Raw genomic sequence first — 25,759 nt, forward strand, 5'->3', positions numbered from 1 at the left:
GAACCTGGGATGACCCGCTCCGAGATCCTCGCCGCCTATCGCCTGATCCGCGCCGGCATCCAGCGCGTGCTGCGGGAGGCGCCGCAGGCCTGCGGCAAGCCCGACCTGACGCGCGCCCTCCGCCAGGTCGCCCCCTGGGCCGAGGGGCTGCCCGACCAGGAGGACGCGGCCGAGATGATCATGGACGTCGCGCTGTTCGAGCCGAACCAGCGCGGCCGCCGGGCCTATGACCGTTTCCTCGCCGGCCGGGCCGGGCGCCTCGACCCGCCCGACCGCTCGCTGGCGGAGCGGATGGGCGGGGCCTGGTTCTCCCTGTTCCGCATGGCCGGGCGGCATGAGGCGGCGGGGCTCTGGCTGGAGGACCTGCTGGATGGCGGGCGCCGCCTCTGGCTGGTGGATGAGTCGCTGGAAGCCTCGGCGCCCGAGGGCGCCGTCCTCGGCATGCGGCTCTTCGATGCCGGGCCCTTCCATGCGGGCTTCGGCATCATCGCCCCGCCGGACGAGTTCACGCTGGAAACCTGCCTGGCCTGCGCGGAACGGGGCCAAAGCCTGCCCTTCCGGCAATCGCTCGCCGCCACGCTCTATGGCGATGCGCTGCGCGAAGCAGCGGGGCCCGACGCCTTCCCCGATCTGCTGGACGCCCTGGCCGGCCTGCTCGGCGAGGCGCCCGCACCGCCCGGGGAGCCAGGAGCGGAACCGCCCGGAGGCGTGGATCCGCTCCGCGAACCAGACGCTATGCGCCCCGCGCCTCCGCGAAGCGCACCGCGGTCCCGCGCGGCGCGCCGATCACCTCGTCCTCGCGCATCGCCACCGCGCCGCGGAGGATCGTCATGACCGGCCAGCCCGTGCAGTCATGGCCGGCGAAGGGCGTCCAGCCGCAGGGGGAGACGATCCAGCTCTCCTCGATGCTGCGCCGCTTCTTCATGTCCACGATGGTGAAGTCGGCGTCGTAGCCGGCCGCCAGCCGCCCCTTGCCCACCACCCCGTACACGCGCGCCGGGCCGGCGCACATCAGGTCGGCGAGGCGCGAGAGCGAGAGCCGCCCGGCGCTGACATGGTCGAGCATCAGCGGCACGATGGTCTGCACGCCAGTCAGGCCCGCCGCGCAATCGGGCCAGGGCCGTTCCTTCGCGGCGCGGCTGTGCGGCGCGTGGTCGGAGCCCACCACATCCACCGTGCCGTCCGCGACCGCCGCCCAGGCCGCCTTCAGGTGCCGCTCGTCCCGGATCGGCGGGTTCATCACCGCATAGCCGCCGAGCCGGTCATAGGCCTCGTCGGTCTGGGTCAGGTGGTTGAGCAGCACCTCCACCGTGCAGACATCGCGGAAGTCCTTCAGGTAGTCCAGCTCCTCCGCGGTCGAGACATGCAGGATATGCGCGGGGCGGCCGGTCTTGCGGGCCAGCGCCATCAGCCGCCGGGTGCCGAGGAAGGCGCATTCCACGTCGCGCCAGACCATGTGGTTGCGGTGCGGCATGCCGGACTTGAACTGCGGCTTCCGCTCCTGCAGGCGGTACTCGTCCTCAGAATGGTAGCAGATGCGGCGCCGCCCGTTGCGCATCACCCGCTCCAGGCTGGCATCGTCCCCGACCAGCAGGTCGCCGGTGCTGCTGCCGGCGAAGACCTTCACCGCGCAGACATTGGGCTGCAGCTCGAGCATGCCGAGTTCGTCGATATTCTTCTGGCTGGCGCCGACATAGATCCCGACATCGACCCAGGCGCGCCCCTCCAGATAGCCGCGCTTCCAGTCCAGCCGCTCCCGGTCGGTGATGGAGGGGGCGGTGTTCGGCATGTCGAAGACCGCGGTCAGGCCGCCGAGCAGGGCGCCCTTGGTGCCATGCGCCAGGTCCTCGACCGCCGGGTCGCCCGGGTCGCGCAGATGGACATGCGCGTCGATCAGCCCGGGGAGGACATGCAGGCCGCGGCAGTCCACCTCGTTCGCCGCATGCGCGGTGCGAAGGTCGCCGAGGGCGGCGATCCGCCCCTCCCGCACGCCGACATCCGTGGTCTCGATGCCCCAGGGCAGCACGCAGGCGCCACCGCGCAGGATGAGGTCGTAGCTGGTCATGGGCCCTGGGTCCTCCTTGGCGCTGCGGGGCGGCGCTTCCTATACCGCAAGGCGTCCTGCCCGACGATGCCGGCCGCCGCGCGCGGCCGCATCCCCGGCGCGCCCGGCGGGGCGACGCCTACCGCGCCGCCAGCACTTCGAAGACGTCGCCATCCGCCCGCCGCCCCTCGACATGGCGGCGGTGCCAGAGCGCGTAGAAGAGCAGGTGCCAGGCGGCGAAGCCGCGATGCTTCTCGCCGCCCGCATGGCGGAACAGCGCCGCCACCCGGTCCGGCCGGGCGATCTCGGCGACACCCGGCTGCGCCGCCACCAGCGGGCCCAGCCGGTCACCCACCCGCTCGATCCAGGCGCCGATCGGCACGGTGAAGCCCTGCTTCGGCCGGAAGGGCTCGGCCGCCGGCAGGTGCCGCGCCAGCCACTGCCGCAGCAGCCACTTGCCGGTATGGCCCTGCACCTTCAGCGCATCCGGCAGGCGGAAGGCGGCAGCCGCCAGGCCGGGATCGAGCAGCGGGGTCCGCCCCTCGATCCCATGCGCCATCAGGCAGCGGTCCAGCTTGACCAGCAGGTCGTTCGGCAGCCAGTCCGCCACGTCCAGCGCCTGCGCCGCCTGCAGGCGGCTGCGCCCGCCGACGGCGGTCGCCGCCTCGGCCGCCTCGATGCCGTCGCGCCAGCCGGTCGGCGCCTCCCGCAGCACATCCACGCGGTCGAAGCTGCCATGGGCGCGCGGCGCCTTGCCGCCCAGCCACCAGGGCCGCATCGCCGCGCGGTAGCGGCCATAGCCGCCGAACAGCTCGTCGCCGCCCTCGCCCGAGAGCACCACCTTCACCTCCTCCCGCGCACGGCGCGCCAGGAACCAGGTGGGGATGATGGCGTAGTCGGCCGCCGGGTCGTCCATGGCGCCGACGATCTCCGGCAGGTGCCGCCAGACCATGGCCTCCGTCACCGCGACGGTGGCGTGCCGCGCCCCCACCGAGGCCGCCAGCCTCGCCGCCTGCGCCCGCTCATCCGCCGCGCCGGGCACGTCGAAGCCGGCGGTGAAGGCCAGCACCGGGGATGTTCCCTCCCGGGCGTTCAGCCGCGCCATCATGGCCAGCACCGTCGCGCTGTCGATGCCGCCCGAGAGGAACATGCCATAGGGCACGTCGCTGCGCTGGTGCAGCAGGACGCTCTCCTCGAGCGCCGCATCCAGCCGGGCCAGCGCCGCCTCCGCCGTGATGGCTTCCGGCCCGCCCTCCGGCAGCGCCGCGCGCCGCCGCCGCTCGGTGACCGCCCCATCGGCGATGACCATGGTCTCGCCCGGCAGGACCCGGAAGATGCCCTCGAAGATCGTCTCCGCGCCGGTGGTGAATTGCAGCTGCAGCAGTTCCGCCCGCGCCGCGGCGCGCACGCGCGGCCGCACCAGGCCGGCGGCGATCAGCGCCTGCGGCTCGGAGGCAAAGGCGATCCCGCCCGCGACCTCCGCGGTGTAGAGCGGCTTGATCCCGAAGGGGTCGCGCGCCAGCACCACCTGCCGCGCCGCGCGGTCGGCGAGCGCGATGGCATACATGCCGCGCAGGCTGTCGGCGAAGCCGATGCCGTCGCGCCGCCAGAGATGCAGCGGCGGCTCGCAATCGCTCTGCGTGGCGCAGCGGAGCTGGTTGGCCTCGCGCAGCTCCCGGTAGTTGTACACCTCGCCATTGGCGACGAGGGCGGCCGGCCCGGCAAAGAGCGGCTGGTCGCCGGTGACCAGGTCGATGATGGCGAGCCGCGCATGGGCGAGCGCGACATTGCCCGCCACATGGTGCCCGGCGCCGTCGGGGCCGCGATGCGCCAGGGCGCGGGTCAGCGCCGCCAGCGTCGCGCCGTCCGGGGTGAGCCCCTGCCGCAGGGCGAGGCCGGCCAGGCCGCACATCAGCGCGCCTCCGCGGGTGCGACCGCCCGCAGGAATTCGCGCCAGCGCGCCAGCACCGGCGCCTCGGCATGGCTCTGCGCGAATTCGGCGCGGCCGGCGGCGGCCAGGGACGCGGCGCGCGCAGGATCCTCCAGCAGCCCGGCGATGGCGGCGGCGAGCGCCGCCGGGTCTTCCTTCGGCACCAGCAGCCCCGTCTCCCCCTCCCGGATCAGCTCGACCGGTCCCTGCGCCGCGGCGGCCACCACCGGCCGCGCCGCCGACCAGGCCTCCAGCACCACATTCCCCAGCGGCTCATGGCGGGAGGGGCAGACGAAGACATCGCAGGCCGCCAGCAGCGCGCCGGTATCCTGCCGCCAGCCGAGGAAAGCCAGGCGCTCCGCGACGCCCAGTTCCCGCGCCAGCCGCTCCAGCGCCGCCCGCTCCGGCCCCTCGCCGGCCAGCGAGAGATGCACGCCGGGCAGCAGCGCCAGGGCGCGCAACAGCACATCGAACCCCTTGTTCGGATGCAGCCGGCCGAGCGCCAGCAAGCGCTTCGCCCCGGCCGGCGCCGGCAGCGCGGCCGGGGCGAGGCCGGCGAAGTCATGCGCGAAATTCGGCACGTGATGCGCCCGCTCGGCCGGCCAGCCCTGGCGGATGAACCAGTCGCGCAGGTCGCGGGTATTGCCGACGAGGTGGTCGCAATGGCGGTAGTATTTCAGGTCGTAATACCCCCCGAGGCGCCCAACCAATGTCCAGGGGGCTCCGCCGCGGCGTTTCACCGCCCCGGCGAAGCGGCCGGCGCGGTTGGCCCAGGCCACCACCACCTGCGGCCGGAACCCGGCCAGCACGCGCGCGAGGCGCGGCCGGGTCAGCAGGTCGAAATATCCGCCCATGCGCAGTTCCACCGGCTGCAGGCCACCGGCCCTGAGCCTTGCCGCGCGTCCCGCTTCCTGCCGGATCACCGCCAGCACCTCCTCCCCCGCCGCATGCTGCGCGATGGTGAGGCGTTCATAGAAGGCCTCGGCGCCGCCCATGGCGGCCCCGGCCATCACATGCGCGATGCGGAGCGGCGGGGCGGCCATGACAGGCGGAACCGCCGGGGCGGAGGCGTCGGGGCTCACGCCGCCAGCGCCTCGAACCGCGCCGCGACGTCGTCCCAGGACGGGCCGGGGCCGCGGGCCAGCGCCGCCCGGTGCATGCCTCCCCAGGCCGCATCGTCGGAGAGCAGCCGGAGGGCGGCCGCGGCGAACGCCGCCTCGTCGCGGGCCACCACGCCGGTCTCGCCATCCGCCACCCTCTCCGCCACCGCGCCGAGCGGGGTGACGACGGCCGGCAGGCCGAGCGCCTGCGCCTCGGCCAGGGCCAGGCAGAAGGTCTCGCCGGGATCGCCGCGATAGAGCATCAGCCGGGCCTCGCGGAGCCGCGCCGCCAGGGCGGGACGCGGCAGGGGGTCGAAGAGGCGCACGCCCTGGCCGGCCAGGGCGGCGGCCCGGGTCAGCACCGGCGCCGCGCGGGCGGCCAGGCGCGCATCGCCGCCATAGGTGGCCGCGCCGGCATAGAGGTGCAACTCCGCCGCCGACAACACAGGCCGGATCCGCGCCGTCCAGAGGTCCAGCAGCCAGTCGAGCCCGCGCAGCGGGTTGGAGGCGAAGATGGCGACCGGCGCGGGGACCGGGCGCGGCGCGGCGGGCCTGTCGAAGGGCGGCGCGAGGGAGAGCGGGATCTCCACCGGCCGGACCGGCAGCCAGGGCGGCAGGCTGGCGGAGTGGGAGGGGCCGAGCGTCACCACCCGCGGCCAGGCCGCCAGCAGCGGCAGGGCATGGCGCGGCTTGCGCAGGTAGCCGCCCGGATTGTGCAGCCAGAGCACCCGGCGGCCCCCTCGCCCCGGGGGCGGCATGACGCGGAACAGCCGTGGCAGGCGGTTGGCGAGGACGAGGTCCGCCGGCGCGCCGCCCGGCACCAGCGGCGCCCAGCACAGCCCGTCCTGCGTCACGGCCGGCGCGGTCCCGGCGCGCAGCTCGACCGCATGCCCGCGCCGGGCGAAGGCGGCGGCCAGCAGGGCGAAGGCCGTCTCCACCCCGCCCAGCGGCCGGTCGCCCAGCACGCCCGCGCCGAGGCGCGGGCCCTCCGTCGCCATGACGATCCGCATCAGGGCCGCGGCGCGGGGCGGTGCCGCTCCGGCTCCAGCCTGGCCTTCAGATGCGCGAACAGCGGGAAGAGCCCGGCGCAGAGCGCGATCAGCAGGCCCCAGCCGCCCTCCCTGTAGCCCTTGCGGCCGACATAGCATCGGAGGATGCGGGAGACGCAGCGGCGGAGGTTGCCCGGCAGGGTGCCGATCCTGCCCTCCGCCAGCAGGTCCGCCGCCCTGGCGGAGGAGTACCTGTCCAGCCGCCGCAGCATGTCGGAGATGTCGCGGTCCAGCGCATGCCTGATGCCATGGGCGGTGATCCGCTCGCCCTCCGTCCCCGTCCAGTCGAGGCCGGGATGCACTCGCTGGCCGCGCCAGCGCTTGGCGCCCTGGCGGAACAGGATGGGCTTCAGGGTGGTGCCGAAGCTGCCGCCCCAGCCATGCAGGATGAGGCGATCGCCGACGTAATTGTCGATGCGGATGCGGTGGAAGGCATGCGCGGAGCCGGCGACGACGCGGCGGATCTCGGCCCAGAGTTCCGGCGGGACCTGCTCATCGGCATCCACCTCCAGGATCCAGTCGCCGGCGCAGGCGGCGATGCCGGCATTGCGGCGGTCGCCCTCCAGCTCCCAGCCGCCCTCCAGCACCCGGGCGCCCCGGGCGCGGGCGATGCCGGCGCTGTCATCGGTGCTGCGGTCGAGGACGACGACGATCTCATCCGCCTCGGCGAGGCTGGCCAGGCAGGCGGGCAGCCGCGCTTCCTCGTTGCGGGCGACCACCAGGGCGGAGATGCGCGGGCCGGCCCGGGTCGTCCGGTCCGCGGCCGGCGCGGTCGGGGCAAGGGTCATGGTCATGCCGTCACCTTCGCGGCCAGCAGCCGCTCCGCCGCCGCCAGGGCCGTCTCCAGCGTCAGGCCGGCCATGCTGTCGAGCGCCGGGCTGCCGGGCGCCACCGCCGTCGCGGTGCGGCGGCCGGCCGGGGCGTATTCCTCGACGCGGGAGGGGCCGAAGAGGCCGAGAGTCGGCGTGCCGGTCGCAGCCGAGAGGTGCATCAGCCCGCTGTCATTGCCGACGAAGAGCGCGCAGCGCGCCAGCACCGCCGCGACCTCCGGCAGGGCGAGGCCGCCGACCAGGTCCACGGCCCGGTCGCCGAGCGCCGCCAGCACCGGCGCGGCCATCGGCCGCTCCTGCGCCCCGGGCCCGCCGAGGATCACGGCCCGCGCCCCGGCGAGCGGCGCGCCCGGGGCGGTGAGCGCCTGGTGGAGCGCCACGAAGCGCTCCGCCGGCCAGACCTTGCGGTCCCAGTTCGCGGTGGGGCCGAGGGCGATCCAGGCCCCCTCCCCCGGCAGCAGCGCCGCCGCCCGCGCCCGGTCGGCCGGGCCGAACCAGGCGACCGGCAGGGGCGGCGGATCGAGCCCCAGCAGCGCGCCCAGATGCGCCAGCCGGTGGCCGGGCTGCCGCCCGCCGCGCATGACGTAGCGCTTGCGCGCCCGCACCAGCCAGGCGAAGGCCGAGCCGCGCAGGTCCACGACGATGTCCCAGCGCTGCCCCGCCACCTGCCGCCACAACGCGATCCAGTGCGCGCGGAAGCGGCGCTTGGCCAGCACGATGGTCCAGGCGCGGTTCGGCATGCGGGCGAAGACGCCCTCGGCCACCGGCCCGCAGGCGACCACCACCTTGGCTTGGGGATAGGTCCGGATGAGGTGGTCCAGCAGCCCGGTCGAGAGCACGGCGTCGCCGATCCGGGTGGAGGAGATGAAGAGGATGCGCACGGCGCGGCGCCTGTAGCACGTCCCGCCGCCGCGCCCTACCCGTTGCAGCGGCACGGCGCGCGGCCCACCTTCCGGCCATGCCGATCGCATACCTCCCCGACCGGGGCGTGGTGGAGGTGGCGGGCGAGGACCGCCTCGCCTTCCTCCAGGGCCTCGTCTCCAACGATGTCGCCGCCGTCCGCCCGGGCACCGCGGTCTTCGCCGCGCTGCTGACGCCGCAGGGCAAGTGGTGGGCGGATTTCCTCGTCCTCGCCGGGGACCAGCGCCTGCTGCTGGATTGCGAGCGGGCGCAGGCCCCGGCGCTCGCCCAGCGGCTCTCGCGCTTCCGGCTGCGCTCCAGGGTCACGGTGCGGGATGCCTCGGCCGAGTTCGCCGTGCATGCCGGCTGGGGCGGGGCGCCGGTGCCGGAAGGCGTGATCGCCGCGCCCGACCCGCGCCTGCCGGAGGCGGGCTGGCGCGCCCTCGCCCCCGCGCCGCTGCCGGGCGCGGATGCCTCGCCGGAGGACTGGGACCGCCACCGCCTCGCGCTCGGCCTGCCGGAGGGCTCGCGCGACCTGGTGCCGGAGCAGACGGTGCTGCTGGAGGCCGGCTTCGATGAGCTGCACGGCGTCTCCTGGACCAAGGGCTGCTACATGGGCCAGGAGCTGACGGCGCGGACGAAGTATCGCGGCCTGCTGAAGCGGCGGCTGGTGCCCGTGGCGGTCGAGGGCCCCCTGCCCGCCCCCGGCACGCCCGTGCTGGCGGAGGGCGCGGAGCTGGGCGAGATGCGGTCCGGCCGCGACGGGCTGGGGCTGGCGCAGCTGCGGCTGGAAGCGCTGGATGGCCGGGCGCTGCGCTGCGGGGAGGCGGTGCTGGTGCCGCGCATCCCGGGCTGGATGGCGCTGCCGGCGCGGGAGAGGGCATGAGCGCCAGGGACCACGGCCCCGGCGTCCGGCTGCCGCTGCCGCTGCTGGTGGGCGGCGTGGTGCTGGGTGGCTGGATGATGCGCCAGATCCTGCCGGTTCAGATCAGCGCGCCGCTGCCGGGCCTCTCCGCCGCGGTGATGGGGCTCGGCCTCGCGCTGTCCATCTGGACGGTGGTGACCATGCTCCGCGCCGGGACCGACCCGCGGCCGGACAAGCCGGACCAGGCGCTGGTGGAGCGTGGGCCCTTCCGCTTCAGCCGCAACCCGATCTATCTGGGCTTCCTGCTGGTCGCCACCGGCTTCGCGCTGCGCTGGGGCGATCTCTGGCCCTGGCTGTCGGTGGCCTGGTGCTTCCTGCTGCTGGACCGGATGGTGGTGGCGCGGGAGGAAGCCTATCTGCGCCGGCGCTTCGGCGCAGCCTATGAAGCCTATATGCAGCGGGTGCGGCGCTGGGTGTAGCGCCCTGCCGCCTGCCCCGCGACCGAGACGGCCCGGACAGCGCGGGCGAGGGCGCGCGGGCGCCGGCCGCGTCGCCGGCAAGCAGGCCAGGGGTTTTCTCCGGCCCCAGTGTGCGGTTCCGCGCCGACATTCCGACCCCGCGGCACCATATCCATCCTACCACCTGCCAAGATCCTCCGGCGCGGGCGGCAGAGAGAGGCCAGTGCTCCCGCCGACACCAGATCGGAGGAGCTGCGGATGGCGCCGTCCGATTCCAGGTCCGTTCCACGGAACGGCCTGCTCGCGGCCCTGCCGCCGGAGGATCTCGCCCGGTTCCGGCGGCGGCTGGAACTGGTGGACCTGCCCCTCCGCCATGTCCTGCACGCGCCGGACGCGCCCATCGGCGCCGTCCACTTCCCTGAGACCAGCTGGATCTCCTTGCTGGCCATGCTGGAGGGGGGCGATGCCGCCGGGGTTGGGATGATCGGGCGGGAGGGCATGGTCGGGCTGCCCCTCCTTTACGGCACCGACCAGAGCCCCTTCGAGGCCATGGCGCAGATGGGCGGCAACGCGCTGCGGCTGGACGCCGCCGCCTTCCGGGACGCGCTGGAGCACAGCCCGGCCCTGCGGGCGCTGCTGCTGCGCTATGCCCGGGCCTTCAGCACCCAGGTCTCCTGGACCGCGGCCTGCAACGGCCGCCACCTGCTGGAACAGCGCCTGACGCGCTGGATGCTGATCGCGCACGACCGGGCCGGGGGCGACGACTTCCCGATGACCCACGAATTCCTGGCGATGATGCTGGGCGTCCGCCGCGCCGGCGTGACGGTGGCGGCGGGCGCGCTGCAGCGGGCCGGCCTGATCCGCTACGACCGGGGCCGCATCACGGTCTCCGACCGGCGCGGCCTCGAGGCGGCTGCCTGCGAATGCTACGGCATGGTCCGGCGGGAATTCCGCCGCCTGCTCGGCCCGGAAGCGGAGGGCTGATCGCCTCCGCGGGACGGTCCGGCCATCCTGCGATGGGCATCGGCGCGCCATGCCGGACTCGCATGCGCAAGCGGGAAGGTTCAGCCTTCCCGCGGCCGCATGGCATTGGGATGCGTCTCTCCAGATCGCGATTGCACAGGGTGCGCAAGCGGACAGGCGGCGGCCCGCCGCCTCGCTAGGCATACAGCCTGAAGAAGGCACACCGGCATGTCCATTCGCCCCTTTGCGGACGCCCCGCGGGATCACCGGCTCCGCGCCACGGCGGGGATCAGGATTGCCCGCCTGGGACTGGAGCGCGGCCTGCCCTATGTGACCCTGATCGGGGCACAGGTTGCGGCGCGCTCGGCCCTGCTGGCGCTGGGCGGGACCTGGATCCGGTGCGCGCGGCACGATCTGGATCTGCTGCGGGCCGTGGCCGCGCTGGACCGCCAGCGCATCGCCGGGCAGCCCGGGACGGCGCAGGATCTCGTCCGGAGCACGCTGGAGGTCCTGGACCGCCTGTTGCCGGCGCTTGCGGCCTCCACGCCGGCCCCTGACGCCGGAAGGCGGAATGGCCAGGTGATCCCGGCCTTCGGTTCGGGCCGCCATGCCGCAGGACCGGCGGCCCGGGACTGGGTGGGGTCCTGGGCATGAGGAACCCACGCGGCCGGCCCATGCCCGGCGCCTGGCGTGTCCTCGTCGTCGAGGATGAGGCCATTGTCGCCATGCTGATCGAGGACGAGTTGCTCGAGGCAGGGGCCGAGGTCATCGGGCCCGCCATCTCGGTCGGCGAGGCGCTGCAGCGGATCGAGGCCGCGCGAGGGGATGGCGGGCTGAGCGCCGCGGTGCTCGACATCAACCTCGCCGGTGAGGCGGTGATGCCGGTGGCCGACAGGCTGGCCATGCTCGGGGTGCCGTTCCTGTTCGTCACGGGCTATGACGGAGCCTGCGCGCGGGGCGGGCATGCGGCCGCGCCGATGCTGCACAAGCCCTTCAACCCGGAGGAATTGCTGGCGGCGCTCGGGATGCTGGCGCCAGCCTCCGGCTGATACTCACCCGCATATACCACCGACGCCTGGCTTGCGGCGTCGGTCGCCGGCGCCGCCTCCGGCGGCCTGGCTGCGTGCCATCCGGCGCGGCGATCCGGCCTCGGAATGCGATGGCCGTGTCGCCTGCCCTGCGGCGGATGGCGTTCAGACCTGAACGCCATCCGCCGTATGCCTTGGACTGCAGGGCAGCTTCGCGCGGCCGCGCGTTCACGCCCGGCCGCGATCCGCTCTAGGCATTCACCACCGTGCCGCCATTCGGGTGCAGCGTCTGGCCGTTGATGTAGCTGCTGTCGGCATCGCTCGCGAGGAAGATGTAGCTCGGCGCGCATTCATCGGGCTGGCCGGCGCGCCCCATCTCGGCGCTCTCGCCATGCTTCGCTGTCTTCTCCTCGTCGAAGCTCGCCGGGATCAGCGGCGTCCAGATCGGCCCCGGCGCCACCGCATTCACCCGGATCTTCTTCTGCTTGTAGACCGACTGCGACAGGCTGCGGGTGAAGGCGAGGATCGCGCCCTTGGTGCTGGCATAGTCGATCAGCAGCGGGCTGCCCTTGAAGGCGGTGATCGAGGTGCTGTTGATGATCGCGCCGCCCTCCGGCATCAGCGGCAGCACCGCCTTGGTCAGCCAGAACATGCCGAGGATGTTGGTGCGGAAGGTGCGCTCCACCTGCGCCTCCGGGATCTCCTCGAAATTCTCGCAGACATGCTGTTCGGCCGCGTTGTTGACCAGGATGTCGATGCGGCCGCCGAGGGCCTGCGCCGCCTGCTGCGCCGCCTGGCGGCAGAAGCCGGCATCGCCGATATCGCCGGCGATCGCGATGCACTTGCGCCCCGCCGCCTCGATATGGCGCCTGGTCTCCTCGGCGTCCCTGTGCTCGTCCTTGTAGAGGATCACCACATCGGCGCCCTCCTTGGCGAAGCCGATCGCGACCGCCCGGCCGATGCCGCTGTCGCCGCCGGTGACGAGAGCGGTCTTGCCCTGCAGCTTGCCGCTGGCCTTCCAGTTCTCCATGCGGTCCCGCGGCTGCGGCGTCATCTCCGTCTCGAGGCCCGGCTGCTTGTCCTGCTTCTGCGGCGGCTGGGGGGTCTTCTGGTCGCTCGGCATGCGCGCATCTCCCGTGTGGTCGCGCCGGGAACGGGCGCCGTGGCGGGCAAGTTGCCCATGCCGGGCGGAACGGGCGGGCACGCAGCCGCGAGGGACGGCCCGGCCGCATGAAAAAGGCCCGGACGCGATGCGTCCGGGCCATGCCGGGAGGCCGGGCCATCCGCAGGCTGACCGTGCAGCCTGCGGGTGGTCCAGGAGATCGCCTGACAGAGCAGATCCACGCCTCCGAGCGTCCCCGCCCTGCGAGGATCTGCCCTGCCAGGGCGCGGCGGCCTCAGGCCGTGCGGTCGGTGCCGCCGCCCGAGAGCGCCGCCTGCGCCGCCGCCAGCCGCGCGACCGGCACGCGGTAGGGCGAGCAGGAGACGTAGTCGAGCCCGGCTTCCTCGCAGAACTGGATGGAGGCCGGGTCGCCGCCATGCTCGCCGCAGATGCCGAGCTTGAGATCGGGCTTCACCGCCCGGCCCTTCTCCTTGGCGATCCGCACCAGCGCGCCGACGCCATCCGGGTCGATCGAGACGAAGGGGTCCTTCGGCATGATGCCCTTCTCGACATAGAGCGGCAGGAACTTGCCGGCATCGTCGCGGGACAGGCCGAAGGTGGTCTGCGTCAGGTCGTTGGTGCCGAAGCTGAAGAAATCGCCCACCTCGGCGATCCTGTCGGCGGTCAGGCAGGCGCGCGGCAGCTCGATCATGGTGCCGACATAGTATTCCACGTGGTGCCCGCTCTCGGCGAAGACCTCCTGCGCCACCTTGTCCACCTGCGCCTTGGTGATCTCCAGTTCGCGGCGCGTCGCGACCAGCGGGATCATGATCTCCGGCACCGGGGCCTTGCCCGTCTCCTTGGCGATCTGCACCGCCGCCTCGAAGATGGCGCGCGCCTGCATCTCGTAGATCTCGGGGTAGGAGATGCCGAGGCGGCAGCCGCGATGGCCGAGCATCGGGTTGGCCTCGGAGAGTTCCTGCGCCCGGCGCTGCATGGTGACGACATCGGTGCCGAGCGAGCTTGCCACCTCGGCGATCTCGGCCTCCGAATGCGGCAGGAATTCGTGCAGCGGCGGGTCGAGCAGGCGGATCGTCACCGGCAGCCCCGCCATGATGCGGAAGAGCTCGGCGAAGTCCTGCCGCTGGAAGGGCAGCAGGCGGGACAGCGCCTCGCGCCGGCCGGACTCGGTCTCGCTCATGATCATCTGCCGCACCGCGCCGATGCGCGCCGGGTCGAAGAACATGTGCTCGGTACGGCAGAGGCCGATGCCCTCGGCGCCGAATTTCCGCGCCGTGTCGGCGTCCAGCGGCGTCTCCGCATTGGTGCGCACGCGCAGGCGCCGGACCTTGTCGGCCCATTCCATCAGCGTGGCGAAGTCGCCGGAGAGCTGCGGCTCCACCATGGCGACGGGACCGATGAAGATCTCCCCGGTCGCGCCATCGAGCGTGATAGTCTCGCCGGCGCGGACGATCTGCCCGCCGGCCGCCAGCGCCTGGGCGCCATAGTCCACGGTGACGCCGCCGGCACCGGCGACGCAGGGCCGCCCCATGCCGCGGGCGACCACCGCCGCATGGCTGGTCATGCCGCCGCGCGTCGTCAGGATCCCCTTGGCGGCATGCATGCCGTGGATGTCCTCGGGCGATGTCTCGATGCGAACGAGAATGACGTTCTCGCCCTTGGCGGCGCGCGCCTCCGCCTCATCCGCGCTGAACACCACCGTGCCGCAGGCCGCGCCCGGGGAGGCCGGCAGGCCCTTGGAGAGGAGCTTGCGCGGCGCCTTTGGGTCGAGCGTCGGGTGCAGGAGCTGGTCGAGCGCGGCCGGGTTGACGCGCTTGATCGCCTCCTTCTCGTCGATCAGCCCTTCCCGCGCCATGTCGACCGCGATCTTAAGGCTGGCGGCGGCGGTGCGCTTCCCGTTGCGGGTCTGCAGCATGTACAGCTTGTTCTGCTGCACCGTGAACTCGATATCCTGCATGTCCGTGTAGTGCCGCTCGAGCGTCTCGCGGACCTTCACCAGCTCCTGGTAGGCACCCGGCATGGCCTCTTCCATGCTGCGCTCGCCGGGCTTGGCGCGGGCCTTGGACATGGGCTGCGGCGTGCGGATGCCCGCCACCACATCCTCGCCCTGCGCGTTGATCAGGTATTCGCCGTAGAAGATGTTCTCGCCGGTGGACGGGTCGCGGGTGAAGCAGACACCGGTCGCGCAATCCTCGCCCATATTGCCGAAGACCATGGCCTGGACATTCACCGCCGTGCCCCAGTTCGCCGGGATGTCGTGCAGGCGGCGATAGGTGTTGGCGCGCGGGTTCATCCAGGAGCCGAACACCGCGCCGATCGCGGCCCAGAGCTGATCCTGCGGGTGCTGCGGGAAGGGCTGGCCCTTCACCTCGGCCACCATCTCCTTGCAGCCATCCACCACGCGGTGCCAGTCCTGCGCGGTCAGCTCGGTATCCTCGATCACCCCGCGATCGAGCTTCACATGCTCGATGATCTCCTCGAAGCGGTGGTGGTCGATGCCGAGCACGACGCCGCCGAACATCTGGATGAAACGGCGGTAGCTGTCCCAGGCGAAGCGCGCATCGCCGGAGGCGGCGGCGAGGCCCTCCACCGTCCGGTCGTTCAGGCCAAGATTGAGGACGGTGTCCATCATGCCCGGCATGGAGACGCGGGCGCCGGAGCGGACGGAGACCAGCAGGGGCTTGTGGGTGTCGCCGAATTTCGTGCCGACCGCGGCCTCGACCCGCGCCAGGGCCTCGCCGACCTGGTCGCGCAGTTCCGACGGGTACTGCTTGCCGTGGTCGTAGTAGTAGGTGCAGACCTCGGTGGTGATGGTGAAACCGGGGGGGACGGGCAGGCCGATGCTCGCCATCTCGGCCAGGTTGGCGCCCTTGCCACCCAGCAGGTTGCGCATCTCCGCCTTGCCCTCATTGTGGCCGGCGCCGAAGCTGTAGACCCACTTGCTCATCGGCGATGTTCCCCTTGCGATCCGGATGGCTGACCGTTCGGCGCAGAAACCAGTGAACGGCCCGTTACCAGCCGGGCGAGTTTTCAACCTTCGATTTTGGAGGCATCCGCGACCGCATCCATGGCGGCGCAGAGTGAGTTGAGCAAACGCAACCGGTTGCGGCGGAGTTCCGGGTTCGGATCGTTCACCATGACCTGGTCGAAGAAGGCATCGACCGGGGCGCGCAGGCCGGCGAGGCGCTCCATGGCGCCGAGGAAGTCCTCCGCGGCCAGGGCGGCGGTCACCGCCGCGCGGGTGGCGGCGACGGCCTCGGCCAGGCTCCGCTCCGGCCCGGCGACGAGCAGCGCCGGGTCCACCGCCCCGTCATGCGGGCCGTCCTTGCGGTTCTCGATGCGCAGGATGTTGGCGGCGCGCCTGTAGGCGGAGAGCAGGTTGGCGCCGTCCGGCGTGGCGAGCATGCGTGCGAGCGCGTCGGAGCGGGCGAGGAGCCGCACCAGGTCGTCATCCGGCGCGGCGCCGAAGACGGCGGCGACGACATCGTGCCGCGCGCCCTCGCTGCGGAGCTGCACGCGCAGGCGTTCGGCGAGGAAGTCGAGAAGCCCGGCAGCGAAGGCCGCGACCATCGGCGGATGGCGGCTGTCGGACGGCGCCTTCCAGCCGGTCTTCAGCTTCTCGGTCGCCACCGCCATGCCGAATTCCGGACTGGCCGTGGTGCCGGTCGCCTGCGGATAGAGGAAGAATGCCTCGGCGATGAGATCGGCCAGGCCGAGCCTGAGCCCGTTCTCCCGCAGGATGCGGATGACGCCGAGCGCGGCGCGGCGCAGCGCGTAGGGGTCGCCCGAGCCGGTCGGCCGCTCATCGGCGGCGAAGAATCCGGCGAGCTGGTCCAGCTTGTCCGCCAGCGCCACGGCCACCGCGACCGGCTCGCTCGGCACCGCATCGCCCGGACCGAGCGGGCGGTAATGCGCGCCGATCGCCTCCGCCACCCGCACATCCTCGCCGGCATGCAGGGCGTAGTAGCGGCCCATCACGCCCTGCAGTTCAGGGAATTCGCCCACCATGCCGCTGGCGAGGTCGGCCTTGGCCAGCCGCGCGGCGCGCGTCGCCAGCGCCCGGTCGGCGCCGACCAGCGGGGCGATGATGGCGGCGAGCGATTCCAGCCGGCTGACGCGCTGGCCCTGGGTGCCGAGCTTCGCATGGAAGACCACGGCATCGAGCTTCGGCAGGAACTCCTCCAGCCGCTGCCGGCGGTCGAGGTCCCAGAAGAACCGCGCATCGGACAGGCGGGCGCGCAGCACGCGCTCATTGCCCGCGACGATGGCGGCGCCGCCATCCTGCGGGATGATGTTGGAGACGACGGCGAAGCGCGCCGCCGCCCGCCCATCTGGGTGGCGCAGCGCGAAATAGCGCTGGTTCACCCGCATGGTGGTGCGCATGACTTCCGGCGGCAGGTCCATGAAGGCGTCGTCGATGCGCCCCAGCAGCGGCACCGGCCATTCGACCAGCCCCGCCACCTCGGCCAGCAGGCCGCGATCCGGCACCACCTGCAGCCCTTCGGCGGCGGCGAGGCGGTTGATCCCCTCCTCGATGATCCGCTCGCGCTCCGCCGCATCGGCGATGACGAAGCGGTCGCGCAGCAGCCGCTCATACTCCGCGAAGCCGCGCACGGCGAAGGGCTCGGTGCCGGCCAGCACGCGGTGGCCCTCGGTCAGGTCGGCGGAGGCGAGGCCGTGCACCGCATCCTCGCCATTCGCCAGTGGGAAGATCACCGGCTGGCCATCGAGGATGCAGAGGATGCGCTGCAAGGGCCGCACCCAGGCGAAGTCGCTGGTGCCCCAGCGCATGCTCTTCGGCCAGGGGAAGCCACGCAGCAGGGCGGGCAGCTTTTCGGCGATCAGCGCCGGTGCCTCGATCACCTGCCCGGGCTTCTGCAGCGCCCAGAACTGGCCTTCCTGGGTCAGGGCATCGCGCGCCGCGCCATGCTTGCGGAGGAAGCCCTCGATCGCGGCCTCGGGCGCGCCGATGCGCGGCCCCCGCTCCTCCTTGCCCGGCGTCTCGGCGCGCGCCGCCATCTCGCCCACCGCGGCGATGCGGCGCGGGCCATAGAGCGGGCGGGGCGCCGCGGTCATCAACGGGGCGAGGGCCTTCTGCAGCAGCCCGCAGAAATCCTCGGCGGCCCGCGCCTGCATCCGCGCCGGGATCTCCTCGGAAAAGAGTTCGATCAGGAGTTCGGGCATGGTTCAGGCCTCGCTTTCCGCCTTGGGGCGGTGTTCGGCCCATGCCTCACGCACCGCAATCTCCCGCGCCATTTCCTTCGGCGCGGCCAGCGCATCACCCTGGATCGTCATGCCGTCCAGGCCGAAGGTCGCATCCTCGGCCATCACGCCTTGCCTCCGGCGATCCACGCCTCGCAGCAACCCTTCGCCAGCGCCCGGACACGGCCGATATAGGCGGCACGCTCGGTCACGCTGATGGCGCCGCGGGCGTCGAGCAGGTTGAAGCGGTGGCTGGCCTTGATGCACTGGTCATAGGCCGGCAGGGCAAGGCCCTGCTTCAGCAGCGCCTTGCACTCCTCCTCCGCGTCGCGGAAGTGGCGGAAGAGCTTCTCGGTGTCGGCATACTCGAAGTTGTGGGCGCTGAACTCGACCTCGGCGCGGTGGAACACCTCGCCATAGCTCACCCCCTGGCCGTTGAAGTCCAGGTCGTAGACGTTCTCGACGCCCTGGATGTACATGGCCAGGCGTTCCAGCCCGTAGGTCAGCTCGCAGCTCGGCACCTCGCAGGGGATGCCGCCGACCTGCTGGAAATAGGTGAACTGCGTCACCTCCATCCCGTCGCACCAGACCTCCCAACCCAGGCCCCAGGCGCCGAGCGTCGGGCTCTCCCAGTCGTCCTCGACGAAGCGGATGTCATGCACCAGCGGGTCGAGGCCGATGGCCCGGTAGCTGCCGATCAGCGCGCTCTGCGGGTCGGCCGGGCTCGGCTTCAGGATGACCTGGTACTGGTAGTAGTGCTGCAGCCGGTTCGGGTTCTCGCCATAGCGGCCATCCGCCGGGCGGCGGCTGGGCTGGACATAGGCGGCCTTCCAGGGTTTGGGCCCCAGGGCGCGCAGGGTGGTCGCGGGATGGAAGGTGCCCGCCCCCACCTCCATGTCGTAGGGCTGGAGGATGACGCAGCCCTGCGCCGACCAGTAGGCATGCAGCCGGAGGATCAGTTCCTGGAAGCTGGGGGGCTTCGCCCCGGCGGGGGCCTCGCCCGGGCGGGAAGGGCCCGGCATGGCATGGCTGGCGGTCTGCATGCGGCGGCTTTTGCCATGCCGGCGCGGCGGAACATAGTGGGGGGGGCGGCCCCCAGAATCGAAGGAAGACGGGAACAAGGCTGATGACCGAGACCGAGGGCCTGATCCGGGCCTATTACGACGCCTTCAATGCCGGCGACCGGGAGGGCATGCTGGCCCTGCTGGCCGAGGATGTGGCGCATGACGTGAACCAGGGCCCACGGGAGACCGGCAAGGCGGCCTTCCGGGCCTTCCTTGGCAAAATGGACGAGGCCTACCGGGAGAGGCTGCGGGACATCGTCATCATGGTGGACCGCAGCGGCAGCCGGGCCGCGGCGGAGTTCGTGGTGGAGGGCGAGTACCTGCAGACCGAGCCCGGCCTGCCGGAAGCCCGCGGCCAGCGCTACAGCCTGCCAGCCGGCGCCTTCTTCGCGGTGGCGGAGGGGCGCATTCAGCGGGTGACCACCTATTACAATCTGCCGGACTGGATCCGGCAGGTGGGCGGCTGAGGGTCAAGGGTAGGCGCGTCCGGCCCCGGGTCCAGGCGGCCGGGCGGTCCGCGGCCTGCCACGGCGGCCGGAATGGCGCCGCCCCGGCGGCCCGGTACCGGCCGCGACGAGGGGAGGGCCGGGCCACCTTCCCATCCCACCATGCGATCATAGGCCAAGGCGCCGTGCGGTAACCTTGCCGTCCTGCGGCCGGTGCCGGACCGCCCGGCCGGACTGGCCTGGCCGGCGCATGAGGCTTGGCACCGGTCCCGACCGACCGCCGCCGCGTTCCACGCGGCCCGAAGGCGGGCACCACGCGGCCGCATCGGGCCTGCCGCTGGCCGGCGCGGAGGTCCGGAACCACGCGCAGGGCATTGCGTGGGCAAGGAATAACGGCCGGGCGCCGCAAGACACGCCCAATCAACAACGCCAGCACAATAACGAAATCGATCCAAAAAAACTCCGGGCCTTAGCCGCCGGAGATGTAAGCACGCTGTTTTTATCAACTTATGGTTTATATTTTTGCAGCGGATTTCGCTTGCCACGAGCAACAACAAGGGACCCGTTCCTATGCCGAGCGAAATGCCGAGCACACTCGAGACCTACTTCCTGAAGCTGGTGAATGCCTCGCGCGCCGCGGCCGGCGTGAAGCCGCTCACCTTCGATGGCGAGTTGCTCCACTCCGCCGGCAAGCACAGCGACTGGATGGTGGCACAGGACGTCTTCTCGCATACCGGGGTGAACGGCAGCTCGCCCTTCGACCGCATGAAGGCGTCCGGCTACGGCTACACCAGTGCGGGCGAGAATATCGCCTACATCGCCGGCTCCCGCGCGGCGGTGCTCGACGAGTCCGATGTCCAGCAGCTCCACACCAACCTGATGAACAGCCCGGGACACCGGGCCAACATCCTGAACGCGAACTTCACCGAGATCGGCATCGGCCTGACCCAGGGCGACTACAAGGGCATGCCGGCCATCTTCGTGACCGAGAATTTCGGCCGCCCCACCGCGACCGAAGCCACCGAGACGGATCGCTGGTTCATCTGATCCACCCGGGGGGAGGAGGCTTGCCGGGCATGGCCGGCCCCCTTCCCCCATCGGAGCCGTGACGCGCCGGGCGGCCGGCGCCTCACCCGTCCCTCGGGCAGCGTTCCGCCCCCACGCCTCCCCGGGCAGGTCCCGTGGCGCGGTCCGCCGGCCTACAAGCCCAACCGCGCCCAGGCCGCCCGTTCCTCCGCCGCCGCGATCACCGCCTCGGCCGAGAGGCCCGGCAGCAGCCGGCGCAGCAGGGAGGGGCGCGGGCCGCCCACCGGGATCAGCCGCGCCTTCTCGCCGAAGCGCCGCTTCGCCTCCCCCGCCGCATCGCCCAGCCGATCGGCGAGGCCGAGTTCCACCGCCTTCCGCCCCGGCCAGAAGCGGCCGGTGAAGAGCTGTTCGGGCGGCGCCTTCAGCCGGTCGCCGCGCCTTGCCGTGACCCAGGCGCGGAACTCGCCATGCAGGTCCTCCAGCAGGGTCTCCAGCCGCGCGGCATCCTCCGGCTGCTCCGGGCGGAAAGGGTCCCAGAAGCTCTTCTCGGTGCCCGCGGTGCGGAGCCGCCGCTCCACCCCGAGCCGTTCCAGCGCGCCCTGGAAGCCGAAGCCCGCGGCGATGACGCCGATCGAGCCGAGGATGGAGGCCGGGTCGGCCACGATCTCATCCGCCGCGCAGGCGATCCAGTAGCCGCCCGAGGCCGCGGCATCCTCGACGCAGGCGATAACCGGGACCTTCTTCTCCTCCGCCAGGCGCCGGATGCGGGCCGCGACCAGGCTGGACTGCACCGGGGAGCCGCCGGGCGAGTTGATGGCGAGGAAGACGGCGGCCAGCCGCCTGATGGCGAAGGCGCGGTCCAGCACCGGGCCGGTGGTGGCCAGGCTGATGCCGCCGCCGAAGCCGGGGCGCGGGGTGATGGCACCTTGCAGGCGGACGAGCGCGATGCGGGGGTGGCGGTCGAAGAGGGCGGGGAGCTTCATGCCCTGCACAGATGCGCCGCGCGCGGCCGGCATCAAGCCAGGGGGCGGGCGGGGCACCGCCTGCCCGGCCCGGCAGCTTCCACCGCGCACCCAACTGACGGAGACCAGCCCGCTCTCATAGATTGTAGGGGAGTCGGCGCCAGCGCCGGATGAGCTGGTGCCCCGCAAGCGCAACGCCTCGGCCTTCTCGGCGCGGAGTTGGCCGGGTGGCTCCCGATGCGGCGGGTGGGCACGGCGGCGGTCGCGGGCCGCACCACCTCGGGCTGCGTCGGGCGATGGTGACGGACGCGCTCCAGCACGATTTCCGGACGATCCGCGTCGCCGGTTGCGTCGGGCCCCCCGCCCCCGGCCCGCATAAGGTGCCCCTCTTTGACATGGGCCAGCAATACGCCGACCTGCTGACGGGCGAGGAAATGCAGGCAGCTTGGCGCGACCGGCAGGCCCTGTAGGCGCGTGGTCCCCTCAGTATGGCCAGTGCAGCCCGTTATCCCGGTAGAATTGCTGCAGCATGCCCTTGGACGGCTTGAACTCGACACTGCCGTTGACACGCCAGACAATGAAGGAGTCAAACCCAATATGGGGGTTGCGTGGCTTTCCGTCCTTCAGCCAGTCGTCGTTCGCGCCATGCTGGATCTTGCGGATCAGCCCCTGATTCAGTTCCCGCAACAGGGACAGCGCCTCGGCGCTCAGTTCGCCCCGCGCGGTCTCCGAGAAGAACAGCTTGGCATAAGGCCGGCCCGGCCCCTTCCAGACCGACATCAGGTCATAATCGGAGATGTAGGTTCTGGTGACCACGCTTTCCTTTCCGGTCACCGGATCCACTGCCCTTCGTACCGCACGCTCGACGGTCCCGGTATAGCGATCGGTTTTCTCCTTGACCCCCGGGGGCTTGGGATCGATCAGACCGCCATCGAAGATGCGGGATGCACGCTTCGGCGACCGCATGATGATCATCACATGACGGGACAGACAGATCTCGGCGATATACTCGATGTCGAGCGCGTTCATGCCGGCCATTCGCGCGAGCTTCCGATGCTCGGCGCTGCTGCCCCACTTCAGTTCGAGGATAGTCGCGCGCGTGTAGGCTGGCTCCATCCCACCCTCCCCGACCTGGCTGCAGGCAGGATCCAGGGTGGCGGTGATGCCGACGCCATGCCCCCTGCCCTACCGACGAGTATCGTCATGTCTCGTCGCCTCGCAAGGCACAGCCCCTTGCCGCGGCGTCCGGGCTCGGCCAGCCTTCGCCATTCTTCCGAGGAGGAGCAAAGGTGTTCGATTTCAAGGGCAAGCGGGTGGTGGTCTGCGGCGGCAGCCGCGGCATCGGGCGGTCCATCGCGCTCGGCTTCGCGCGCGCCGGCGCGGCGGTTTCCCTCTGCGCCCGCGGCGCGGGCCCGCTGGAGGCGACGCGGGGCGAGATCGCGGCGCTCGGCGTGACGGCGCATGCCGCGAGTTGCGACCTCGGCGACCAGCAAGCGGTGCTGTCGTATGTCGCGGCGGCGGGCGAGGCGCTGGGCGGGATCGACGTTCTGGTCAACAACGCCTCCGGCTTCGGCGGGCCGGACACCGAGGAAGGCTGGCAGGCCGGGCTCTCGGTGGATGTCATGGCGACGGTGCGCGCCAGCCGCGCGGCCCTGCCCTTCCTCGAGCAGAGCAAGGGCAGCATCGTCAATCTCTCCTCCATCTCGGGCTACATGGCCTCCACCCGCACGCCGGCCTATGCGGCGGTGAAGGCGCTGCTGATCAACTACACCCAGAGCCAGGCGGCGATGCTGGCGCCGAAGGGCATCCGGGTGAACGGCGTGGCGCCCGGCTCGATCGAATTCCCCGGCGGCTCCTGGGAGGCGCGGAAGACCAGCGACCCGAAGCTCTACAATGGCATCCTGGCGGGCATCCCCTTCGGCCGGCTCGGCACGCCGGAGGAGGTGGCGGATGTGGTGCTGTTCCTCGCCTCCCCTGCCGCGCGCTGGGTGACGGGGCATACCATCGTCGTCGATGGCGGGCAGATGCTGTAATACCAGCGGCCGTTATCGGAGACCCCTGCAGCGCGAGTGGCAGCCCGCGCCGAGGCGGCTTCTGCCGCCTGCCGCAGGTGCGGCGCCCTTGCCCGGATACAGTCACGCATCCGGGCATTTGCATGGGCCGGCGCGGGCGGCCGCGGGGCGCGCCGCCTTTGGCCCTCAGCCGGGCACGTAGCCTTCGACGAAGGCGACATCGCCCTCCGAGGCCGCCTGGCGCAGGGCGATGAGCGGCGCGTATTCGGCGCTGTGATAGAAGGCCTTGAGCGACGCCATGTCCGGATATTCGATGATGACGACGCGTTCGAGGTTCGGACTGCCCTCCACCGGCGTCACCGCGCCGCCGCGCACCAGATAGCGGCCGCCGAAACGCGCGATCATGGGCGTGACCTTCTCGCGATACTCCGCGAATTTCGCCGGGTCCTTCACCCGGAGATTGGCGACGAGATAGGCGGGCATCCTGTCCTCCCCTTCTGTGGCCGGGTCCAGGGGTCGCACGACCCCTGGCGGGGGTGTGCGAGGGGCAGAGCCCCTCGCTGCTACAGCGCCGCCATCGCCTCCGCGATCGCCGGGTCCTTGTGCATCTTCCCGAGCGTCATCCACCCCCGCTCGTATTGCGGCGGCACGCCCAGCTTCTCCGTCCGGCCGAGCTTGGCCGCGGCGTGCAGCGGCCAGTAGGGGTCGCGCAGCACGGCGCGGGCCAGCAGGATCATGTCCGCCTTCCCCTCCGTCAGGATCGCCTGGGCCTGCTCCGGCTCGGTGATCATGCCGACCGCCGCCACCGCGATGCCCGCGCCCGCCTTCACCGCCTGCGCCCCCGGCACCTGGTAGCCGGGGCCGAGGGCGATCTTCTGCGCCGGGTGCAGCCCACCCGAGGAGACGTCGATCATGTCCACGCCCAGCGCCTTGAGCCGGCAGGAAAGCTCGACCGTCTCCTCCGTCGTCCAGCCGCCTTCCACCCAGTCGGTGTGGGAGACGCGGACACAGAGCGGGATCTCGTCCGGGATGGCGGCGCGGGTCGCCCTGGTCATCTCCAGCACGAAGCGGGCGCGGCCGTCGAAATCGCCGCCCCAGGCATCGTTGCGGCGGTTCGAGAGCGGCGAGAGGAATTGGTGCGCCAGGTAGCCATGCGCCGCATGCAGTTCGATGAAGCGGTAGCCGGCCTCGACGCTGCGCCGCGCCGCCAGGGCGAAGGCCTCGATGGTGGCCAGGATCTCGGCCTCGGTCATGGCGCGCGGGGTCACGTAGTCGTCGAAGGCCTCGGCGCTCGGCCCGACCGGCTGCCAGCCACGGGCGACGGGGGCCGGCCCGCCCTCCCACGGTGCGTTGCGGCTGGCCTTGCGGCCGGCATGGGCGAGCTGGATGGCCGGCACCGCGCCCATGGCGGCGATGCCGGACGCGAGCCGTGCATGGCCGGGCAGCTGCGCCTCCTCCCAGATCCCGAGATCGTCGGGGGAGATGCGGCCCTCGGCCGTCACCGCCGCGGCCTCGGTCATCACCATCCCGGCGCCGCCGACGGCGCGGGAGAGCAGGTGCTGCAGGTGCCACTCGGTCGGCTTGCCGTCGCCGGCGCAGCAATACATGCACATGGGCGAGACGCCGATGCGGTTCTTGAAGGTGACGCCGCGCAGCGCCAGCGGCTCGAACAGGTCGGTCATGGGATCTCTCTCCAGGGGGGAAGGCGGCCGAGGCGGTTCTCGAAGATGGCGAACCAGACGGGGGCGCCCGGCGGCTCGGGCAGAAGATAGCCCGATGCGTCGGCTGGGAAACGGGTGCGGGTGACGGCATCCAGCACGTTGCCGCCGATGGCGTCCACATGGCCCGGCCCCGCCTCGACCACGATGTCGCAATGCATGGGGCGGAAGCGGCCCGCCTCGGCCAGGCGCTCCCGCCAGTCCCGGATGGGGGTGGCGCTGCGGTCGGCGCAGAGCAGGTCGCCCGGACGGGGCGGCCTCTCGGCGGGGGAGCGCGGCAGGAAGGGCGCGGTCGCGGGGAAGAGCGCGGCGTCGCGGATCAGCGCATCGACATAGGTGGCATGGGCCGGGGCGGGCGGGAATTCGCGGCGGTCGATGCCGGCGGCCTGCAGCACGTAGCTGATGAAGGCGGCGGACCAGAAGGGCTCCTGCCAGAGCGTCTCGCCATCCGGCTGGCCCACCAGGGCGGCGGCGTAGCGGCGGCGGTTCTTGGCGATGGCGCCCTCGTCATCCGGCAGGGCGCGCCAATAGGCCAGGACACGGGGGAAATTGGCGGGGTCGCTCTCGGCCCGGCTGGAGGGCGGGCGTTGGCCGGCGGTGACTTCCAGCCGCCCCCACTCCGCCCATTCGCTGAGCGCGATGCGCAGCATGCGGTCACGCGCGGCCGGCGGGTAGGGCAGCGGCGGCTCCGGCGGCCGCGGGGCGGCACAGGCGGCGAGCAGGGAGAGGGCGAGGAGCAGGGCGGGGCCGGCGCGGCACATGCCGTCAGGGAATAGCGTGCCGGTCGCGCAGGCGCATCGGGCGCGAGACCGCCGGGAAAGATGACGTACAGTTAATATGAAATCCATACTCACGGCAACGTGAGATGCGTATACTGTACACGTTCAGGCGATGCCTTGGACGTCTCCTCCCAGTGATTCCGTGCCGCGACCTGGGGTCGGGCACAGCATCACCACTCGGGGCCGGTGGGAAACCACCGGCCTTCTTTTTTTGCTGCATGCCAACGGCCCTGGTCATACCCCCCGGCAGCACGGCTGGC

At 72.2% G+C, this 25,759-nt stretch carries 25 protein-coding genes; 9 read left to right on the top strand and 16 right to left on the bottom strand.

Going from position 1 to position 25,759, the window contains the following annotated elements; genetic code table 11:
• Positions 1-9: 9 nt before the first annotated feature.
• Positions 10-834, top strand: a complete 825-nt coding sequence (locus LHA35_RS09150; protein ID WP_226607335.1) for a hypothetical protein — start codon at positions 10-12, stop codon at positions 832-834.
• On the opposite strand, the gene LHA35_RS09155 is transcribed toward LHA35_RS09150, so the two are convergent.
• The 6 genes from LHA35_RS09155 to LHA35_RS09180 all read right to left on the bottom strand — a co-directional run bounded on the left by LHA35_RS09155 (position 734) and on the right by LHA35_RS09180 (position 7,834).
• Positions 734-2,065: a dihydroorotase gene (locus LHA35_RS09155; RefSeq protein ID WP_226607338.1), complete on the bottom strand. Its 1,332-nt coding sequence runs from the start codon at positions 2,063-2,065 to the stop codon at positions 734-736. The two genes, LHA35_RS09150 and LHA35_RS09155, sit on opposite strands and share 101 nt — an antisense overlap.
• Positions 2,066-2,183: 118 nt before the next feature.
• Positions 2,184-3,956, bottom strand: a complete 1,773-nt coding sequence (asnB, locus tag LHA35_RS09160; protein ID WP_226607341.1) for an asparagine synthase (glutamine-hydrolyzing) — start codon at positions 3,954-3,956, stop codon at positions 2,184-2,186.
• On the bottom strand, positions 3,956-5,017 hold the full coding sequence (locus LHA35_RS09165; protein ID WP_226607345.1) for a glycosyltransferase: 1,062 nt from the start codon (positions 5,015-5,017) through the stop codon (positions 3,956-3,958). The genes asnB and LHA35_RS09165 overlap by 1 nt, the downstream gene beginning before the upstream one ends.
• 35 nt (positions 5,018-5,052) lie before the next feature.
• Positions 5,053-6,072, bottom strand: a complete 1,020-nt coding sequence (locus tag LHA35_RS09170; RefSeq protein WP_226607347.1) for a glycosyltransferase — start codon at positions 6,070-6,072, stop codon at positions 5,053-5,055.
• An 11-nt stretch (positions 6,073-6,083) separates the two neighbouring features.
• Positions 6,084-6,917, bottom strand: a complete 834-nt coding sequence (locus tag LHA35_RS09175; RefSeq protein ID WP_338050854.1) for a glycosyltransferase family 2 protein — start codon at positions 6,915-6,917, stop codon at positions 6,084-6,086.
• Entirely contained in the window at positions 6,914-7,834 is a 921-nt protein-coding gene (locus LHA35_RS09180) for a glycosyltransferase family 9 protein (RefSeq protein WP_226607349.1), read from the bottom strand. Before LHA35_RS09180 ends, LHA35_RS09175 begins: the two co-directional genes overlap by 4 nt.
• 77 nt (positions 7,835-7,911) lie before the next feature.
• Here LHA35_RS09180 and ygfZ point away from each other — a divergent pair, with 77 nt between their 5' ends.
• From ygfZ to LHA35_RS09205, 5 genes are all read left to right on the top strand, one after another.
• Positions 7,912-8,739, top strand: coding sequence for a CAF17-like 4Fe-4S cluster assembly/insertion protein YgfZ (gene ygfZ, locus LHA35_RS09185; RefSeq protein ID WP_226607351.1), 828 nt, complete (start codon positions 7,912-7,914; stop codon positions 8,737-8,739).
• Entirely contained in the window at positions 8,736-9,197 is a 462-nt protein-coding gene (locus LHA35_RS09190; protein WP_226607353.1) for a methyltransferase family protein, read from the top strand. The genes ygfZ and LHA35_RS09190 overlap by 4 nt, the downstream gene beginning before the upstream one ends.
• 237 nt (positions 9,198-9,434) lie before the next feature.
• Positions 9,435-10,160 carry a Crp/Fnr family transcriptional regulator gene (locus tag LHA35_RS09195; RefSeq protein ID WP_226607355.1) on the top strand — a complete coding sequence of 242 codons (726 nt, stop codon included), beginning with the start codon at positions 9,435-9,437 and terminating at the stop codon, positions 10,158-10,160.
• 207 nt (positions 10,161-10,367) lie between these two features.
• The gene (locus tag LHA35_RS09200) at positions 10,368-10,793 is read left to right on the top strand and encodes a hypothetical protein (RefSeq protein ID WP_226607357.1); all 426 of its coding nucleotides are present in this window, start codon (positions 10,368-10,370) and stop codon (positions 10,791-10,793) included.
• A 20-nt stretch (positions 10,794-10,813) separates the two neighbouring features.
• Positions 10,814-11,188: a response regulator gene (locus LHA35_RS09205; protein WP_226607359.1), complete on the top strand. Its 375-nt coding sequence runs from the start codon at positions 10,814-10,816 to the stop codon at positions 11,186-11,188.
• 229 nt (positions 11,189-11,417) lie between these two features.
• On the opposite strand, the gene LHA35_RS09210 is transcribed toward LHA35_RS09205, so the two are convergent.
• The 5 genes from LHA35_RS09210 to LHA35_RS09230 all read right to left on the bottom strand — a co-directional run bounded on the left by LHA35_RS09210 (position 11,418) and on the right by LHA35_RS09230 (position 18,514).
• Positions 11,418-12,290, bottom strand: a complete 873-nt coding sequence (locus tag LHA35_RS09210) for an SDR family oxidoreductase (protein ID WP_226607361.1) — start codon at positions 12,288-12,290, stop codon at positions 11,418-11,420.
• 274 nt (positions 12,291-12,564) lie between these two features.
• The gene (gene ppdK / locus LHA35_RS09215; RefSeq protein ID WP_226607364.1) at positions 12,565-15,237 is read right to left on the bottom strand and encodes a pyruvate, phosphate dikinase; all 2,673 of its coding nucleotides are present in this window, start codon (positions 15,235-15,237) and stop codon (positions 12,565-12,567) included.
• An 83-nt stretch (positions 15,238-15,320) separates the two neighbouring features.
• On the bottom strand, positions 15,321-17,474 hold the full coding sequence (glyS, locus tag LHA35_RS09220; RefSeq protein WP_226607368.1) for a glycine--tRNA ligase subunit beta: 2,154 nt from the start codon (positions 17,472-17,474) through the stop codon (positions 15,321-15,323).
• A 3-nt stretch (positions 17,475-17,477) separates the two neighbouring features.
• Positions 17,478-17,618, bottom strand: a complete 141-nt coding sequence (locus LHA35_RS09225) for a hypothetical protein (protein ID WP_226607371.1) — start codon at positions 17,616-17,618, stop codon at positions 17,478-17,480.
• Positions 17,618-18,514 carry a glycine--tRNA ligase subunit alpha gene (locus LHA35_RS09230; protein WP_226607374.1) on the bottom strand — a complete coding sequence of 299 codons (897 nt, stop codon included), beginning with the start codon at positions 18,512-18,514 and terminating at the stop codon, positions 17,618-17,620. Before LHA35_RS09230 ends, LHA35_RS09225 begins: the two co-directional genes overlap by 1 nt.
• A 104-nt stretch (positions 18,515-18,618) precedes the next feature.
• On the opposite strand from LHA35_RS09230, the gene LHA35_RS09235 reads away from it, so the two are divergent.
• Positions 18,619-19,023: a ketosteroid isomerase-related protein gene (locus tag LHA35_RS09235; protein ID WP_226607377.1), complete on the top strand. Its 405-nt coding sequence runs from the start codon at positions 18,619-18,621 to the stop codon at positions 19,021-19,023.
• Positions 19,024-19,584: 561 nt separating this feature from the next.
• Positions 19,585-20,049 (top strand): CAP domain-containing protein, encoded by a 465-nt coding sequence (locus LHA35_RS09240; RefSeq protein ID WP_226607381.1) that lies wholly within the window; start codon positions 19,585-19,587, stop codon positions 20,047-20,049.
• A gap of 152 nt (positions 20,050-20,201) precedes the next feature.
• On the opposite strand, the gene LHA35_RS09245 is transcribed toward LHA35_RS09240, so the two are convergent.
• Both LHA35_RS09245 and LHA35_RS09250 read right to left on the bottom strand, forming a co-directional pair.
• Positions 20,202-21,011 carry a S49 family peptidase gene (locus LHA35_RS09245; RefSeq protein WP_226607384.1) on the bottom strand — a complete coding sequence of 270 codons (810 nt, stop codon included), beginning with the start codon at positions 21,009-21,011 and terminating at the stop codon, positions 20,202-20,204.
• 462 nt (positions 21,012-21,473) lie between these two features.
• Positions 21,474-22,106 carry a hypothetical protein gene (locus tag LHA35_RS09250; protein ID WP_226607386.1) on the bottom strand — a complete coding sequence of 211 codons (633 nt, stop codon included), beginning with the start codon at positions 22,104-22,106 and terminating at the stop codon, positions 21,474-21,476.
• A gap of 173 nt (positions 22,107-22,279) precedes the next feature.
• On the opposite strand from LHA35_RS09250, the gene LHA35_RS09255 reads away from it, so the two are divergent.
• A complete protein-coding gene (locus tag LHA35_RS09255) occupies positions 22,280-23,023 on the top strand; it encodes an SDR family NAD(P)-dependent oxidoreductase (RefSeq protein ID WP_226607389.1) in 744 nt (247 codons plus the stop codon).
• Between the two features lie 165 nt (positions 23,024-23,188).
• Here LHA35_RS09255 and LHA35_RS09260 read toward each other — a convergent pair whose 3' ends face one another.
• The 3 genes from LHA35_RS09260 to LHA35_RS09270 all read right to left on the bottom strand — a co-directional run bounded on the left by LHA35_RS09260 (position 23,189) and on the right by LHA35_RS09270 (position 25,481).
• Positions 23,189-23,485: a DUF1330 domain-containing protein gene (locus tag LHA35_RS09260; RefSeq protein WP_226607392.1), complete on the bottom strand. Its 297-nt coding sequence runs from the start codon at positions 23,483-23,485 to the stop codon at positions 23,189-23,191.
• Between the two features lie 80 nt (positions 23,486-23,565).
• Positions 23,566-24,684: an NADH:flavin oxidoreductase/NADH oxidase gene (locus LHA35_RS09265; protein WP_226607396.1), complete on the bottom strand. Its 1,119-nt coding sequence runs from the start codon at positions 24,682-24,684 to the stop codon at positions 23,566-23,568.
• Positions 24,681-25,481 (bottom strand): DUF2272 domain-containing protein, encoded by an 801-nt coding sequence (locus LHA35_RS09270; RefSeq protein ID WP_226607400.1) that lies wholly within the window; start codon positions 25,479-25,481, stop codon positions 24,681-24,683. The genes LHA35_RS09265 and LHA35_RS09270 overlap by 4 nt, the downstream gene beginning before the upstream one ends.
• Positions 25,482-25,759: the final 278 nt, after the last annotated feature.

The sequence above is a fragment of the Roseicella aerolata genome (assembly GCF_020523605.1).
GTDB lineage: Bacteria > Pseudomonadota > Alphaproteobacteria > Acetobacterales > Acetobacteraceae > Paracraurococcus > Paracraurococcus aerolatus.

Excerpts from the sequence above, each read along its gene's own strand:
- LHA35_RS09150 (WP_226607335.1), top strand. The coding sequence starts at position 10 with ATGACCCGCTCCGAGATCCTCGCCGCCTATCGCCTGATCCGCGCCGGC.
- ygfZ (WP_226607351.1), top strand. The coding sequence starts at position 7,912 with ATGCCGATCGCATACCTCCCCGACCGGGGCGTGGTGGAGGTGGCGGGC.
- LHA35_RS09250 (WP_226607386.1), bottom strand. The coding sequence starts at position 22,106 with ATGGAGCCAGCCTACACGCGCGCGACTATCCTCGAACTGAAGTGGGGC.
- LHA35_RS09200 (WP_226607357.1), top strand. The coding sequence starts at position 10,368 with ATGTCCATTCGCCCCTTTGCGGACGCCCCGCGGGATCACCGGCTCCGC.
- LHA35_RS09260 (WP_226607392.1), bottom strand. The coding sequence starts at position 23,485 with ATGCCCGCCTATCTCGTCGCCAATCTCCGGGTGAAGGACCCGGCGAAA.
- glyS (WP_226607368.1), bottom strand. The coding sequence starts at position 17,474 with ATGCCCGAACTCCTGATCGAACTCTTTTCCGAGGAGATCCCGGCGCGG.
- LHA35_RS09170 (WP_226607347.1), bottom strand. The coding sequence starts at position 6,072 with ATGGCGACGGAGGGCCCGCGCCTCGGCGCGGGCGTGCTGGGCGACCGG.
- ppdK (WP_226607364.1), bottom strand. The coding sequence starts at position 15,237 with ATGAGCAAGTGGGTCTACAGCTTCGGCGCCGGCCACAATGAGGGCAAG.
- asnB (WP_226607341.1), bottom strand. The coding sequence starts at position 3,956 with ATGTGCGGCCTGGCCGGCCTCGCCCTGCGGCAGGGGCTCACCCCGGAC.
- LHA35_RS09245 (WP_226607384.1), bottom strand. The coding sequence starts at position 21,011 with ATGAAGCTCCCCGCCCTCTTCGACCGCCACCCCCGCATCGCGCTCGTC.
- LHA35_RS09265 (WP_226607396.1), bottom strand. The coding sequence starts at position 24,684 with ATGACCGACCTGTTCGAGCCGCTGGCGCTGCGCGGCGTCACCTTCAAG.
- LHA35_RS09155 (WP_226607338.1), bottom strand. The coding sequence starts at position 2,065 with ATGACCAGCTACGACCTCATCCTGCGCGGTGGCGCCTGCGTGCTGCCC.
- LHA35_RS09175 (WP_338050854.1), bottom strand. The coding sequence starts at position 6,917 with ATGACCATGACCCTTGCCCCGACCGCGCCGGCCGCGGACCGGACGACC.
- LHA35_RS09270 (WP_226607400.1), bottom strand. The coding sequence starts at position 25,481 with ATGTGCCGCGCCGGCCCCGCCCTGCTCCTCGCCCTCTCCCTGCTCGCC.
- LHA35_RS09225 (WP_226607371.1), bottom strand. The coding sequence starts at position 17,618 with ATGGCCGAGGATGCGACCTTCGGCCTGGACGGCATGACGATCCAGGGT.
- LHA35_RS09190 (WP_226607353.1), top strand. The coding sequence starts at position 8,736 with ATGAGCGCCAGGGACCACGGCCCCGGCGTCCGGCTGCCGCTGCCGCTG.
- LHA35_RS09205 (WP_226607359.1), top strand. The coding sequence starts at position 10,814 with ATGCCCGGCGCCTGGCGTGTCCTCGTCGTCGAGGATGAGGCCATTGTC.
- LHA35_RS09230 (WP_226607374.1), bottom strand. The coding sequence starts at position 18,514 with ATGCCGGGCCCTTCCCGCCCGGGCGAGGCCCCCGCCGGGGCGAAGCCC.
- LHA35_RS09195 (WP_226607355.1), top strand. The coding sequence starts at position 9,435 with ATGGCGCCGTCCGATTCCAGGTCCGTTCCACGGAACGGCCTGCTCGCG.
- LHA35_RS09235 (WP_226607377.1), top strand. The coding sequence starts at position 18,619 with ATGACCGAGACCGAGGGCCTGATCCGGGCCTATTACGACGCCTTCAAT.
- LHA35_RS09210 (WP_226607361.1), bottom strand. The coding sequence starts at position 12,290 with ATGCCGAGCGACCAGAAGACCCCCCAGCCGCCGCAGAAGCAGGACAAG.
- LHA35_RS09240 (WP_226607381.1), top strand. The coding sequence starts at position 19,585 with ATGCCGAGCACACTCGAGACCTACTTCCTGAAGCTGGTGAATGCCTCG.
- LHA35_RS09165 (WP_226607345.1), bottom strand. The coding sequence starts at position 5,017 with ATGGCCGCCCCGCCGCTCCGCATCGCGCATGTGATGGCCGGGGCCGCC.